The 15,197-nt window shown below is 45.9% G+C and carries 16 protein-coding genes; all 16 read left to right on the top strand.

The annotated features are described in order from the left end of the window. Positions 1-17 precede the first annotated feature (17 nt). A complete protein-coding gene (locus NKT06_RS20450; RefSeq protein WP_301290044.1) occupies positions 18-1,250 on the top strand; it encodes a bifunctional 3,4-dihydroxy-2-butanone-4-phosphate synthase/GTP cyclohydrolase II in 1,233 nt (410 codons plus the stop codon). Positions 1,251-1,352: 102 nt separating this feature from the next. Continuing rightward, complete coding sequence (gene ribH, locus NKT06_RS20445) at positions 1,353-1,820, top strand: 6,7-dimethyl-8-ribityllumazine synthase (RefSeq protein WP_017687651.1); 468 nt, start codon at positions 1,353-1,355, stop codon at positions 1,818-1,820. A gap of 104 nt (positions 1,821-1,924) precedes the next feature. Further along, positions 1,925-2,725 carry a segregation and condensation protein A gene (locus tag NKT06_RS20440; protein ID WP_253438698.1) on the top strand — a complete coding sequence of 267 codons (801 nt, stop codon included), beginning with the start codon at positions 1,925-1,927 and terminating at the stop codon, positions 2,723-2,725. Further along, the gene (gene scpB, locus NKT06_RS20435) at positions 2,694-3,350 is read left to right on the top strand and encodes an SMC-Scp complex subunit ScpB (protein WP_253438695.1); all 657 of its coding nucleotides are present in this window, start codon (positions 2,694-2,696) and stop codon (positions 3,348-3,350) included. Before NKT06_RS20440 ends, scpB begins: the two co-directional genes overlap by 32 nt. Positions 3,351-3,537: 187 nt before the next feature. Beyond that, a complete protein-coding gene (locus tag NKT06_RS31940) occupies positions 3,538-4,275 on the top strand; it encodes a DUF2953 domain-containing protein (protein WP_253438692.1) in 738 nt (245 codons plus the stop codon). A gap of 149 nt (positions 4,276-4,424) precedes the next feature. Next, complete coding sequence (gene ytfJ / locus NKT06_RS20425; RefSeq protein WP_253438689.1) at positions 4,425-4,910, top strand: GerW family sporulation protein; 486 nt, start codon at positions 4,425-4,427, stop codon at positions 4,908-4,910. A 128-nt stretch (positions 4,911-5,038) separates the two neighbouring features. Next, positions 5,039-6,226 (top strand): D-alanyl-D-alanine carboxypeptidase family protein, encoded by a 1,188-nt coding sequence (locus tag NKT06_RS20420; protein WP_253438685.1) that lies wholly within the window; start codon positions 5,039-5,041, stop codon positions 6,224-6,226. Between the two features lie 31 nt (positions 6,227-6,257). Beyond that, a complete protein-coding gene (locus NKT06_RS20415) occupies positions 6,258-6,884 on the top strand; it encodes a nucleoside recognition domain-containing protein (protein ID WP_253438682.1) in 627 nt (208 codons plus the stop codon). Positions 6,885-6,890: 6 nt separating this feature from the next. After that, entirely contained in the window at positions 6,891-7,424 is a 534-nt protein-coding gene (locus NKT06_RS20410; protein ID WP_062835224.1) for a spore maturation protein, read from the top strand. Between the two features lie 63 nt (positions 7,425-7,487). Continuing rightward, positions 7,488-8,306, top strand: a complete 819-nt coding sequence (locus NKT06_RS20405) for a S1 family peptidase (protein ID WP_253438679.1) — start codon at positions 7,488-7,490, stop codon at positions 8,304-8,306. 196 nt (positions 8,307-8,502) lie between these two features. Beyond that, a complete protein-coding gene (locus NKT06_RS20400; protein WP_253438676.1) occupies positions 8,503-9,252 on the top strand; it encodes a pseudouridine synthase in 750 nt (249 codons plus the stop codon). A 135-nt stretch (positions 9,253-9,387) separates the two neighbouring features. Then, entirely contained in the window at positions 9,388-9,915 is a 528-nt protein-coding gene (locus NKT06_RS20395) for a redoxin family protein (RefSeq protein ID WP_047843577.1), read from the top strand. A gap of 14 nt (positions 9,916-9,929) precedes the next feature. Further along, positions 9,930-11,603 carry a cytochrome c biogenesis protein ResB gene (resB, locus tag NKT06_RS20390; RefSeq protein WP_253438673.1) on the top strand — a complete coding sequence of 558 codons (1,674 nt, stop codon included), beginning with the start codon at positions 9,930-9,932 and terminating at the stop codon, positions 11,601-11,603. Continuing rightward, positions 11,600-12,862, top strand: a complete 1,263-nt coding sequence (gene ccsA / locus NKT06_RS20385; protein ID WP_091018068.1) for a cytochrome c biogenesis protein CcsA — start codon at positions 11,600-11,602, stop codon at positions 12,860-12,862. Before resB ends, ccsA begins: the two co-directional genes overlap by 4 nt. A gap of 139 nt (positions 12,863-13,001) precedes the next feature. After that, positions 13,002-13,718: a response regulator transcription factor gene (locus NKT06_RS20380; RefSeq protein ID WP_017687664.1), complete on the top strand. Its 717-nt coding sequence runs from the start codon at positions 13,002-13,004 to the stop codon at positions 13,716-13,718. After that, positions 13,687-15,171 (top strand): ATP-binding protein, encoded by a 1,485-nt coding sequence (locus NKT06_RS20375; RefSeq protein ID WP_367399869.1) that lies wholly within the window; start codon positions 13,687-13,689, stop codon positions 15,169-15,171. The genes NKT06_RS20380 and NKT06_RS20375 overlap by 32 nt, the downstream gene beginning before the upstream one ends. Positions 15,172-15,197: the final 26 nt, after the last annotated feature.

Genomic DNA, 15,197 nt, shown 5'->3' with positions numbered 1-15,197 from the left:
AAACTGGAGGTGGACCAATGTCAGAACAATCCATTCTGAACACGATAGAAGAAGCCATATATGATCTCATGCGTGGTAAACCCGTCATTGTTGTGGATGATGAAGATCGGGAGAATGAAGGCGATTTTATCGCTTTGGCCGAAAAGGCGACACCTGAAGTCATTAATTTCATGATTACTGAAGGTAGAGGGCTGGTCTGTGTTCCGATTACACAACAACGTGCGGACGAACTTAACCTGAAACCGATGGTTCAACAAAATACGGATTTCCATGGAACAGCTTTCACCGTCTCTGTGGATCACAAAGATACGACCACAGGTATCTCGGCACATGAACGCTCTATAACCGTGAAAGGTCTGATCGATCCTGAGGCGAAAGCCGGGGACTTCCGTAAGCCTGGTCACATGTTCCCACTCATTGCAAAAGACGGCGGCGTACTTCGTCGTGCCGGGCACACAGAAGCGGCGGTAGATTTGGCCATTATGTGTGGTTCGTATCCCGCAGGCGTTATCTGTGAAGTGATTAAGGAAGATGGCACAATGGCCAGACTTCCGGATCTGCAGGAGATTGCCCGCAAACATGATCTGAAGCTGATCAGTATTCAAGACATGATTCGTTACCGTAACGAAAAAGAGCAGCTGGTTCAGCGTGAAGTGGCTGTACGTATGCCAACGGACTTTGGTGAGTTTCAAGCGGTGGCTTATACAAACGCTGTGGATAACAAGGAGCATGTGGCTTTGGTTAAAGGTGAAATAGATGGTTCCAAACCCGTACTTGTACGTGTGCACTCTGAATGTTTGACTGGCGATGTATTCCATTCCCATCGTTGTGACTGTGGTCCTCAGTTTGATGCGGCACTCAAACAGATTCACGAGGAAGGAAACGGCGTACTGCTCTATATGAGACAGGAAGGTCGGGGCATTGGACTAATCAACAAACTCAAAGCCTACAAGCTGCAAGAGGAAGGTGTGGATACCGTGGATGCAAACCTGAAGCTGGGATTTGCTGCCGACTTGCGTGATTACGGGATTGGCGCCCAAATTCTGAAAGACCTTGGGGTTCGTCAGATCAGACTGTTAACGAACAATCCTCGTAAAATTAAAGGTCTTGAAGGATATGGACTTGAAGTTGTGGAGCGTGTTGCGATCCAGATGGAAGAGAACGAGGACAATACGGTGTATCTTCATACGAAGCAAGCCAAGCTGGGACATATGCTCAAGTTTGATGATATCGAGCAGAACGAACAGTAAATATATTTTAGATGAACAACGTTCACCATGTAATTTATGGAAGAGATTAATTAGGGATTTCCGTTACTTACATTACATTATACCGTTAGGGAGATGACTTGAATGCCACAATTTTTTGAAGGACATTTAGTATCAGAAGGATCCAGATATGGAGTTGTCGTTGGACGTTTCAACGAATTTATCACCAGTAAATTGCTTAGCGCAGCGCTCGATGCATTCAAACGTCACGGTGTGCAGGATGATGAAGTGGATGTAGCCTGGGTTCCAGGAGCGTTCGAAATCCCTCTGATTGCGCAGAAAATGGCGGAGAGCGGCAAATATGATGCGGTAATTACCCTGGGAACAGTCATTCGTGGATCAACTACGCATTACGATTATGTGTGCAACGAGATGGCTAAAGGGGTAGCAGCAATTAACCTGAAAACTGGCGTGCCTACGATCTTCGGATTGGTTACGACAGAAAATATTGAACAAGCGATTGAACGTGCCGGAACCAAGGCGGGTAACAAAGGTTGGGATGCAGCTACGGCGGCAATTGAAATGGCAAACTTGACGAAACAGCTAAAATAGTGCTTATTTAATAGTAGTGCCCTGCTATGCGCAGACGAAGACGGGAGACCGGATTCGGACGGCTTGGCAGGGTTTTGTATTTTTCTGGCGGGAGGATTCGTCTAGTGACGGTAGTTACATACAAACTGGAGACTTTTGAAGGGCCTTTGGATCTGCTGCTTCATCTGATTGATAAGGCTGAAATTCATATCCAGGATATTCCCATCAGCGATATTACCGATCAATACATGGCGTATTTGCATTCGATGCAGGAACTGGAACTGGATATTACGAGTGAATTTCTGGTCATGGCAGCAACACTGCTGTCGATCAAGAGCAAACTTTTACTGCCCAAACCACCGGTAATTGAAGACTTCGAGGATTATGATTTTATGGAAGAAGAAGATTATGATCCACGTGCAGAGCTGATTGCACGTCTGATAGAATATCGCAAGTACAAGGGAATTGCGCGACATCTTCATGAACGGGAGTGGGAACGCAGCCTTATATTTTCCAAAGAGCCCGAGGATCTGCGGCCCTATATGCCCGTAGAAGCCCAATCGAATCCGGTTGAAGGATTACACACCTCAGACCTGATTGCAGCATTTCAGAAGGCTTTACGCAAGGCTGAGAAGCGTACAACCGTAACCCGGATCAAACGGGATGAAATTTCGGTTAAGGACCGGATACGGGATGTCATCGGCGCTTTGGAAAGTATGGGGCCGGGAGGAAGACTGTTATTCTCCAAATTGATGGACGAGCATATCTATCGCCATGAGATTGTTGTCACTTTTCTGGCGGTGCTGGAACTGATGAAGATGAAGCAGATTGTCTGTTATCAGGAACGGATGTTTGAGGATATCGTTATGGAGTGGAGAGGGGAAACAAAGAATCATGGATTTTCCGAAATTGAAATCAATTATTGAAGGCCTGCTGTTTTTGTCCGGAGAAGAGGGTCTAAGTATCAAACAAATTGCCGAGATCGTGGACCAGCGCGTGGAACTTGTAACGGACGCGATTGAGGAGATGATTCGTGAATTTTCACAGCAGGGTCGAGGCGTACAGATTCTAAAGATCGCTGGCGTAGTTCAGTTGGGCACCTTGCCTGAGCATGCTGTGTATTTTGAGAAATTGGCGTACTCTCCAGCACGGACTTCCTTATCCCAGGCGGCTCTGGAGACGTTGGCCATCGTGGCGTACCGGCAGCCGATTACCCGGGTTGAGATTGAGGAGATTCGCGGTGTAAAATCGGAGCGGGCTATTCATACACTTGTGAATAAGGATCTGATCATTGAAGTGGGACGAGCTGAGGCGATCGGACGACCAATTCTGTATGGAACGACCAAGTCATTCCTGGATTATTTCGGACTGGCTTCAATTAAAGACCTTCCGGAACCAGGCTTGTTCGAAGATTCGGAGAACCTGGAGGAAGAGACACAACTGTTATTCAACAAACTGGATTTGCAACAACTGGAACCGGAAAGTGCTGATCTGACAGAGGATGCGAGTCAAATTGACAACGAAGATGATAATACGGACTCTTCACTTTAAATTGCAAGTTCATACTAACCGACACCATCAGTGGAGTCGGTTTTTTTGTGCATTGTTTTAGATAAATGGTGAATAGAACAGTATCCATACAAATATGAAATGGGATTTTTAGGTCAGACGTGAATTTTTTCCTATCCAGAGTGCCATACTAGACGAGAAAAGAATTGAGGGCTTGGAGGTAAGGCCTGTGTGGATTTGGCTTGGAGGAATCGGTTTATTGTTCGCATTGCTGATTGCCGCAGTCCTCATCTCAAATGTTCATGTACATTTTACATTCAGTAAACATAAAAGTGATGATTACGCCAATATTAATGTACGTATTCTCTATGGAATTGTGCGGATTAACTATGAGATCCCGAGTATTGTTTTTCGCAATATGAAGGAAGGTTTTCTGGTCAAGACCGAACAGTCCATGAATCATTCCAGAGGGGAGGCACAGGGGAGTGAGCGGGTTAACAAGCGTAAAGTCAAGAAGTGGGCCAAAGATGTAAAGATTATGCTAAGGGCGACCGATGCACTCAAGCTGTGGCTCAAGCAAACACTCACGCATGTGCATATGACTCAACTGTCCTGGTCTACCCACATCGGGGTTGGCGATGCAGCATACACAGCGGTGCTGACGGGCTGGGTGTGGAGTATCAAGTCCATCATTATTGGTTTTCTCACCTATCAGATCCGTTTCGATGATACACCCGTGCTTCAGGTGATGCCGGTGTGGTCAGACGAAATGGAGTTCAGAACAGATCTCGATTGCAGAGTAAAGATGCGGATTACAGCTCTTTTGATCGCTGGAGTTACACTGCTAACCCGTGTGCTCCAAGTCGAAGGCGGATGGCGGATGTGGCTCAAGCTTCTTCAAGAACAGCGCCGCAAGCGTAAGGAGAAGCAAAAGCAAAAGCAAAAGCTTAGTGGGACAGTACAATAAGTTCCCATCAGATCAGGTCTGTTTTTGAAAATGTGGGGTTGGAGTAACGCATAGTATACTTCAATTGCTTATTTACATAAGTCCCTTCAAGTTTGGGGATGATATGGTTAGATCAAACCAAGCTTACATTGAAACTGGAGGGAATTAAAATGTCAGATCATCCAATTCAAGGCTTAATGGAAACCGCAATGGAGAATATCAAGGCCATGGTGGATGTCAATACAATTGTTGGCGATGCAGTCGAAACACCGGATGGTACCGTGATTCTGCCAATCAGTAAGGTGGGATTCGGATTTGCTGCCGGTGGTAGTGATTTTCACGTCAATGGAGAAAGTAGTGGCAAAAGTGGTGCTACGAATACCTCTACTGAACATGCCAGTTCAGCAAAAGTAGCTTCTCCATTTGGTGGCGGTAGTGGCGGAGGTGTATCCATACGTCCTATTGCGTTCCTGGTGGTAGGTAAACAGGGGGTACACATTGTACCACTCGATAACTCCACACATCTCTTTGAGAAGCTCATTGACTCTACCCCTTATGTTCTGGACAGAATTCAAGGTATGTTCCAACGTAGTACAACACAAACGAATACAACAGATGTGCCGCCGGTTACACCAGATCCATCAACCTATAGCTGAATCATTTCGTCATGATCCCTCCCGCATTAGCGTGAGGGATTTTTGCTGTTTTTGCCCTATGGGACATACTCCAAGTTGTCCGAACATAAGATAGTACAAGATTCCAAGTGACCCGGAGGAATGAATTGATGCGAAAAATAACGAAAGTCCTTGCATGTATGCTTATCCCTGTCTTCTTGCTGTCTTCCTTAGGGGTTACTCAAGCCCAAGCAACAATTCAAGGTCCGTCTACACATGCGCAAAGCGCTGCTCTCATTGATGTCACATCAGGCCGGATCTTATACAGCAAGGATGGGGATAAGGAACTGCGAATTGCCAGCTTGACCAAAATCATGACGGCGATCGTAGCGATCGAACACAGCAAGCTGGATGAGAAAGTGAAAGTGTCTCCCACGGCTTTTGCCAAAGAAGGATCGTCTCTTTATCTGAAGTTAGGTGAGGAGATGACACTCGAGAACATGTTGTACGGGCTAATGCTCCGTTCAGGCAATGACGCGGCTTCTGCGATTGCGGAGCATGTGGGGGGTTCGGAAGAAGGATTTGTGCTATTAATGAACAAAAAGGCAGAGCAAATTGGTCTGACACATTCCCACTTTATGAACCCTCATGGACTGGATGCAGAAGGTCATTATTCTACAGCCAATGACTTGGCCAGATTAACTGCCTACGCGTTGCACAACCCGGTGTTCAAACGCATCGTAGCCACGGAGGACAAATCCGCACCGAACCCCAATGAAAGCTGGGAATACTCCTGGCACAACAAAAATAAAATGCTGCGGATGTATGAAGGTGCAGATGGCGTGAAAACGGGCTATACAAAGAAAGCTTTCAGATGTTTGGTCAGCTCGGCTACACGCAATGGACAACAGCTCGCCGCGGTAACGCTGAATGATGGAAATGATTGGAATGATCATGCTCGAATGCTTGATTTTGGGTTTGAATATTTCCCATTGGTAGAGATTGCTAAGCAAGAGCAGCCTGTGCAAAATACAGATGTCGTTACAGGCCGGGGATTTTGGTATCCACTTGCTGAGAGTGAGAAAAGTTCATTGACCAAAAAGTTGATTCTGCACGAAAATCGCGCCCAGTCGGAAACGGAAGGGAATAAACAATCGACAGACCCTACGTTTGGATTGGCAGGACGCATCGATATGCAACTTGATGGTAAACTTGTTGGCTCGATTCCGGTGTATCGCAAAGGTAGTTTTATTCCTCCGGAACCGAAGACAGCCGAGTCAACGCTGGGTGGCATCGGAGAAGTCTCTTCCTGGGCAGCTGCGTGGCGTGCCGTATTAAGTCACCTGTTGTCTCCTTAGTTGAACCATCGTTGAAGGGAGGGTATAACCATTGATCAATTTAATTTGGCTGCTTATGATCTTAATCGGATTTGCTTTTGCAGCCATCAACGGCAATATTGAGGTGGTCACGCAAGCCGCTTTTGATGGCGCGGCAACGGGAGTTACAGTCTGTTTTGGACTGATCAGTGTGCTTGTGTTCTGGATGGGCATGATGAAAATGGCTGAGGATGCCGGTCTCCTGGCTCGGATTGCTAAGCTGCTCGGTCCCATTGTAGGCTTCCTGTTCCCCGATGTGCCCAAAAATCATCCGGCGATGGGTTATATTCTCTCCAATATGAGTGCCAATCTGCTGGGGCTAGGAAATGCGGCTACACCAATGGGAATCAAAGCCATGCAACAGCTGCAGGAGCTTAATCCGGATAAACAAACAGCTTCTCCAGCCATGTGCACCTTACTGGCTCTGAATACGGCCAGCATTACCATTATTCCGACAACGCTGATTGCCATCCGCTTAAACTATCATTCCGCCAATGCTACAGAGATCGTGGGAACAACATTGATGGCTACCATTATTGCTACACTTGCTGCTATAATCGCCGATCGTTGGTATCGAAATAGGGCTTTACATAAACCGCCGCGTATACAGAAAAGTGGCAATCCCGGCATGAAAGGATGAGCACCTTTGTTAACCTTCATCAACTGGATCTCCGTCTGGGCCATCCCGGTTATTATCGCGTTTGTTCCATTATATGCGTTTACCAAAAAGGTCCCGGTTTACGAATCCTTTGTTGATGGGGCCAAGGATGGATTCTCTACTGCAATCAGTATTATTCCGCATCTCGTGGGCATGATGGTCGCAATCAGCGTATTTCGTGCCTCGGGTGCACTGGATTTTGTGATTAGTTTGTTAGCTCCGTTGGTATCCTGGATGGGTGTCCCAGGCGAAGTATTGCCACTCGGAATACTGCGTCCTTTGACTGGGACAGGCTCCCTGGCGTTTACAACCGATCTGATCAAAACCCATGGCCCTGACTCCATGATTGGACGCATGGCATCTACAATTCAGGGAAGTACAGATACCACGTTATATGTGCTAACTGTCTATTTTGGGGCTGTAGGCATAAGGAACGGTCGGTACGCACTTAAAGTAGGGTTGTTTTCCGATGTCGTTGGTTTTATTGCTGCCCTCGCCATTTGTTTGCTCGTTTTTGGTTAAAAGATATCTCCTTTCCTTCCGATATATTAGATATGCTAGAATAATAGCGGAGGAGAGTGAGACATGCAGAAGAGTTGGAGACGAATGCTCCGTGTCGGAATGTCAGGTGTGCTTGCCATTGCAATGCTCGCAGGGTCAACGGGGCTGGCAGCGGCTCAAGCCGTTCAGACGATACATTTTACAGGTTACTTCGACAAACAGCTGCGTGCACAAATGGCAGTCACAGCGGATTCTTTTCCAGTCGTGAATGTACGTTTGATCAAGCAGGATGAACCCGATATGGTATATTATGATGTTGGTACCTCGATACTGATCTCGAAGGATGAAGTGCTCACGAATTACCATGTTGTTCAGAGTTTTGCTGAACTGTCTGATGGTGATGAAGGCACACTGACTGTTGCGAGTCCAGGTTCCTTAGGAAAGCCTGTAAAGGCAAAGATTATTAAGACAGATCCGGTGACAGACATGGCGCTGCTGAAGCTGGACAAGGAAATAGACGCCCAACCGGTCACATTTGCAAACGCGAGGGATAACCAGGTTGTCTATACGATTGGATTCCCCAAAAATCCTGCTGGTGATCTGGTCATCCTGGATGAAGATTTTCCTTCAACCTACAATACGATAGCCAAAAGCAGAGTGTTCAGTTCCCAAGCCTCGGATGTTCCGGGTAAAAAGGGAATCGGCAGTATTGTGAAATCCATGGCACAAGGTAATTCAGGTGGCCCTGTTCTGGATCAGAACAACCGGGTCATTGGTATGATGACATTTGTGTACGGTGGACGTACCTATTATATTACTTCCAAAACATTACAGTCTTTCATTAAAGCCAGCGCTACGCCTGCCAAAAAACAGGTTGCGGTTGCCGGCAAAGTTTCCAATTAAATGGTTTGATGAAAAGGCTTATCTTTACCCCATCTGTGATGAACAGGTAGTGTAAAGGTAGGCTTTTTTTGCGTCAGTCTCAAAGGGGAAGGTAGCCTAAAATGGAGATTCGTGTCGTCAGTTTACAAAATCCTTGGATTATCCTTGTGATTTCCTTGCGTGATGGGTATCATTAGTGTGAGGTGACATGACAAACATGGAAAGATTACAAAAAATTATCGCACAGGCAGGCATTGCATCCCGCCGCAAGAGCGAGGAACTAATCCTGTCCGGCAAAGTAGAAGTTAACGGGGAGGTCGTAACCGAACTGGGTACGAAAGCGAACCCCGAAGAGGATATGATTACGGTTAATGGAAAACCGATCCGCAGTGAGAAAAAAGTGTACTTGATGTTGAACAAGCCAAAAGGCGTAATCACAAGTGCATCTGACCCGGAAGGTCGGAAAATTGTATCCGACTACCTGAAAGGTGTTAAGGAACGTGTATACCCTGTGGGTCGTCTGGACTATGACACAGAGGGCTTATTGATTCTGACCAATGATGGTGAGTTTGCACATTTGTTGACGCATCCGAAGCATCACGTACCCAAAACGTATCACGCAACGGTCAAAGGTGTGCCGCATGGTACAGCTCTGGAGAAGTTGAAGACAGGCATTATGCTGGATGACGGCATGACGGCTCCTGCAGAGGTGGAGTACAAAGATGTGGATACAGCGGCCAATGAGTCGGTGATCTCCATTACGATCTATGAAGGGCGTAACCGTCAGGTTAGACGCATGTTCGAGGCGATCAACCATCCGGTAACCCGGTTGAAACGGATTTCGTTTGGTGGCATTTTGCTACAAAACCTGAAACGTGGTTTGACGCGTAATCTGACCAAAGAAGAAGTTAACAACCTGATTACTCTCGCACAATCAGAACCAGCCAGAAAAATGAAAAAAAGGTAATGTGAGGACACATAATTTTCATAAAACCGCCGCAGTTTTGTGACGAAATTCGCTATAATTGTTCATAGGATGTTCACAGTTGTCCTTAGTTCAATGATATGCGAGTGTTAGAGTCACTAAAAAGGGGAGCAGCACATGGGGAAATCAAGAAGAACGGTGCAAATCGTCATTTTGTTATTGATCCTGGTGTTGGGCGGATATGCGATTACCACATCGGTATCCGGCTCGAATGGCAAGCCAAAGGAAGGGGACAAGTCTCCTTCTTTTGAACTGCTGGGCCTGGATGGTCAAGTTCATACGTCTGATGAGTACAAAGGAAAAGCAATGGTGATCAATTTCTGGGGCACCTGGTGTGAACCTTGTGTTAAAGAGATGCCTGCACTTCAGGCGCAAGCGGACAAATGGAAGAACCAAGGAGTACAGTTTGTCGGAATTAATGTTGGAGAAGACCAGATGACCGTGGATAATTTTGTTCGGCAGGTTGGGGTTACATTTCCAATCATGTTAGACCGTGAGAAAAACTCGGTTCGTGATTTCGGGATCTCTCCGATGCCAACGACGTTCTTTGTATCCGACACGGGCAAAATCTCTACCATTCATATCGGGCAACTTGATTTGGACACACTTGACGCTCAAATTTCGCAACTGGCGAAGCAGCCCTGACAGGAGGTCTATTCGTGTTCCAAAATACCAAATGTGAGTGCGGACACCAGAATCCGGTTGGCACTGTACTATGTGAAGCATGTGGGAAACCGATACTGGAGTCTGAAGCTAAATCGAATGAAGTGCTGGAAATGCGTTATGATGGCATGGCGCGTCGTTCACAGCGCAGTAATCCCAACATCATTGACCGCATATGGAACTTTTTTTCATCCGTCAAAATTGCTGTCTATATGATTGTTTTCACGCTTGTAGGCTCTATGCTTGGTACGATCTATCCGCAAGAAAGTACATTTTTAAATATTGATCCTTCCGTGTATTACAAAGAAACATACGGACAGTTGGGTCATATCTATTATCTGTTGGGTTTATCCCATACATACGAATCCTGGTGGTTTATCTTGCTGTTGGTGCTGATTGGTGCATCATTGGTGATATGCAGTCTGGATCGCGTCCTACCGCTCTACAAAGCACTGAATAAACAGAAAATACGTAAACATACGCAATTTCTGACGAGACAGCGTCTGGTGTACCAAGGATCTATCGAAGAGGCACCAGAAGACTGGATTAAGAAAGCGGTTACGCCGCTTAAAAAGAAAGGCTACCGAGTGCACACCCAGGGTGATGCTTTGCTCGCCGAGAAACAGCGATTCAGTCGATGGGGCCCATATGTCATCCATATTGGACTCATTATATTTCTGCTGGCGGTGCTCGCACGAGGGCTGCCTGGCCTGAATCTGGATGAGCATGTTGCTTTTCCGGAAGGTGAGATTAAAAAGATCCCGAATACGTCGATGTATCTGAAAAATGAACAGTTTAATGTTGAATTTTACAGTGAGGAAGAAGTACCTGAGCAATTCCGTAACCTGAATAAGACCGTTCCAAAACTGTTCGAAACAAAAGTTGTTTTATATGAATGTACAGCAGATTGTTCGGATCTTTCGAAAAAACCTCAATTAGCTGAGGTGGCTAGACATGATGTTCGTGTGAATCATCCATTAAATTATAACGGTCTGAAAGCATATCAGTTTGATTATGATCTAACACCCACCATTCGGTCCGTAACGCCGGATCTGGTCAATACAAAGACTGGTGAAGTATATGGGGCGATTAAGATTGATATGGTCGATACCCAAAAAACATTTGAAGCGGGTCCTTATGAACTGACTGTAAAGGAAAAGTTCATGGACTTTGGATTGGATGAGAATGGACAGCCCAAATCAAAATCGCCTTCACCTAATGCACCTGCTTTTCTCTTTCTCATTAAGGGACCGAATCTGCCGGAAGAAGGGATACAATATCTTTATTTTGCGAAGCAGATTGATAAACAACGGTTTCAGCAGGATGCAATTAACCAACAGCTGATTGGAACAGAGATTCCTTTACAGTTGGAAGTAGACAGCATGGACAAGGTTGATATTATTCAATCCGTAAGTTATCTCAATATACGCGTGGATAAAGCAATGCCTTTTGTGTGGGTAGGAGCCGGCATTGTCATGTTGGGTCTGGTCATGGGTTTTTATTGGCATCATCGCCGCATCTGGATTCGTTTTGATGATCAACAGCTTACCTTGGGTGGACATACCAACAAAAACTGGTTTGGCTTCAGGCGTGAAGTGGCGGCTGTTTTGAAACAAATGAATTTGGAAGTGGAAGAGAAGTCGTTGGATAACGGGGGGAACCAAGCATGAATTTATTGGATTTCAGCAGCGACGCATTTATCGTAGCTTTCTTTCTCTATTGTGCCGCATTCTTTTTATATGGTGTTGCGGTAATGGGCAAAAAATGGAGCAATCGTGATCCTCTGGACCATATGAATCGCTGGGGTAAACGAGCTTTCATTGCCTCGACTGTCGCTTTGGCGGCACATCTAGTATTCTTTGCAACCCGATGGGCTGGGGCAGGGCATATCCCGGTTAGTAACATGTACGAGTTCATGTCTTTTCTGTCCATGATGATCATGGTTGCATTTATCGTTGTATACGCCATATATCGGAAGTCACTACTGGGTTTGTTTGCCTTACCACTTACCATCATTATAATGGCTTACGCTGCTGTATTTCCCCAGGAGGTACAGCCGTTAATCCCGGCACTTCAGTCCATCTGGCTGAAAATTCACGTGACGTTGGCCGCTCTTGGCGAAGCATTCTTCGCCGTGGGGTTTGCCGCAGGGTTCATGTATCTGCTTCGTACCGTTGATTTCAGTGGTAAAGACAAGTCTTCAAGACGGCAACGAGGATGGGTTGAATTCACCCTAGTTACGATCGTCGTCGTTATCGGATTTATTGGAACGGTATTTGCCTTTCGTGCAGCTGGTTATGAGGCAGTTTTTGTGCAGAAAACGGTCAGCATTGACACGGAGGTACAGGAAAATAGTACAATAGAGAAAGTGAATTATCGCATGCCTCCGATTTTTGCTCCATATAATAGTGAAGTGGAGAGCATGACACCGTTTCTTGGCATGAAAAAACCTTTACTTGAGACGCCTTCCTGGATGAACGGCGTAAATGCCGGGCGTAAGCTGAATACGGTGGTTTGGTCACTTATTGTAGGTCTGATCCTGTATGGAATTGTACGACTTCTTGTGCGCAGACCACTTGGACAAGCGTTACAGCCAATGATGGATGGAATTGATGCCGATGATCTGGATGAGATAAGTTATCGTGCGATTGCCATCGGTTTTCCGATATTTACGCTGGGAGCATTAATCTTTGCCATGATCTGGGCTCAGATTGCCTGGAGTCGTTTTTGGGGTTGGGACCCCAAAGAGGTCTGGGCGTTAATTACATGGCTATATTATAGTGTGTATCTACATTTGCGTTTATCCAGAGGTTGGCAAGGTCAAAAGTCTGCATGGCTTGCAGTTCTTGGATTCCTGGTTGTCATGTTTACGCTGGTTGGCGTGAATCTGATTATTGCCGGATTACATTCATATGCTGGAGCGGACTAGGACAGACTCGTCTTGCAAAGGTTGGGTTTAGAAGCGGGAAACACAAACGTACCTTTTTTTTGAAGGGTATTCAAATATTGTTCGCCAGATCGAACATAATAGAAGTGATGAGGAGTTATTGCAAAGGGGCTGGAGAGGCATGGCTGAACATGAGAATCGAATACTGGTCGTGGATGACGAAGAGAGAATCCGCAGGCTTTTGAAAATGTATCTTGAAAAAGAAGGTTATGAAATCGATGAAGCCGAAGATGGGGAAACTGCGCTGCGTAAAGCAACAGCAGGGGACTACGGACTGATTTTGCTTGATGTAATGTTACCAGGTATGGATGGAGTTGAAGTGTGTACCCGTCTTCGTCAGGTGAAATCAACGCCGGTTTTGATGCTCACTGCAAAAGGTGAAGAGATTAACCGGGTTCAAGGCTTCGAAGTTGGCGCTGATGACTATGTAGTAAAACCATTCAGCCCACGTGAAGTGATTTATCGTGTCAAAGCGATTTTGCGTCGATCTTCAGCGACAGCATATCTCTCGAAGGAGAGCAATTCGAGTAACAACATCGTATTTCCGCATTTGGTTATTGAGCATGATGCCCACCGAGTAACCGCTGGCGGTGAAGAGATAAGCCTTACACCAAAAGAATATGAATTGCTGCACTACCTGGCAACATCTCCCGACAAAGTTTTCTCCAGAGAAGAATTGCTCAAAGATGTATGGAATTACGAATTCTTTGGCGATCTTCGTACCGTGGATACGCATGTGAAGCGTCTTCGCGAGAAACTTAACAAGGTATCGCCAGAATCGGCGGCCATGATTACGACGGTGTGGGGTGTCGGTTATAAACTGGAAGTACCGAAGTAGTTTTAATTTCTGGAGATCGCTGGTCGGGAAGTTATGGATTACTATTATCTGCCTTGTGGGTTGTGTACTTATAGCGCTGGGTCTTTTTTTGCTGCCCTACATTGATACGAACTTTGCAGAATCCGAATCCAGAGATATTAAGCGGTTGTTCACCTATGTCTGTATTATCGGATTCAGTTTAACTACGTTTTTGGCATTGTTTCTATTCACCAAAATAACGCAACCCATGCAGCAATTGATTCAGGCAGCCAATGCGATTCGCAAAGGGAACTACGGAACGCGTCTATCCCTGGTAACGAGTGATGAGATTGGTGAACTTGCCAACACATTTAATCATATGGCTGCCCAACTGGAAGATAATATTCGAAACCTTAACCATGAGAAGGAACATTTGGCGAGTGTGCTTCGCAGCATGACCGATGCGGTTGTTACATTTGATGGTGAAGGCAAAGTTATTCTGACGAATCCGCCAGGAGAGAAGATCATGCAGGCATGGTATGATCTCGATTGGGCAAAAATGGACGAGGGACAAGAATCCGAGCAGTCTGACAAGACTTCGCGTGATGTACCCGAGCCCCTTCTTCCTTTGTTCAGAATGGTGATGGAGCAAGGTGGAGACCAGAACTCCAATGTTCACGTACAGCAAGGTGTCTGGTCTGTTCAGATGGCACCTTTATATGCTGACAGTGTTGTCAGAGGGGCTGTGGCTGTCTTAAGAGATGTAACAGAAGAAGTGCGTCTGGAGAAAATGCGGCGTGATTTCGTGGCTAACGTATCTCATGAGATACGAACTCCGCTATCCATGATGCAAGGCTACAGTGAAGCCCTTTTGGACGGCATGGCAACCTCACCGGAAGAGAGCGAAGAATTGATCCAGGTTATTCATGATGAGTCCCTCCGGATGGGCAGACTGGTTAAAGACTTGCTTGATCTTGCGCGGATGGAAGCTGGACACACGGACATGGTGATGAAGGAAGTTGACCTCGGAGAACTGCTGGAACGTGTATATCGAAAGTTCTCGGTGCGATCAAAAGAACAGGGAATTCAACTGCAATTTAAGTTCGAACAACCAACCATTGAACTTCAACAAGCAGATGAGGATCGACTTGAGCAAGTATTTACGAATTTGCTGGATAATGCATTCAGACATACGCCTACTGGCAAAAATGTAATGATCTCAGCCGAGCGGGTCACTTATCTTCGTGCGCCATTTGTCAGAGTTTCTGTGAAGGATCAGGGTGTAGGTATCCCTTCATCCGACTTGCCATTTATTTTCGAACGATTCTACAAAGCAGACAAGGCTCGTGTTCGGGGTGAAAGTGTAGGTACAGGGCTTGGTTTAGCGATTGTGAAAAATATTGTTGATGCGCATCAAGGTATGATTACCGTCAATAGTGTGCTTGGCGAAGGAACAGAGTTTATTTTGCAATTTCCCTTGGATTCATCGAAATAGCCTGATTTCATACAAAAAGTGCGGAA

Source organism: Paenibacillus sp. 1781tsa1, assembly GCF_024159265.1.
GTDB lineage: Bacteria > Bacillota > Bacilli > Paenibacillales > Paenibacillaceae > Paenibacillus.
This window is presented reverse-complemented; position numbering and strand designations above follow the sequence as displayed.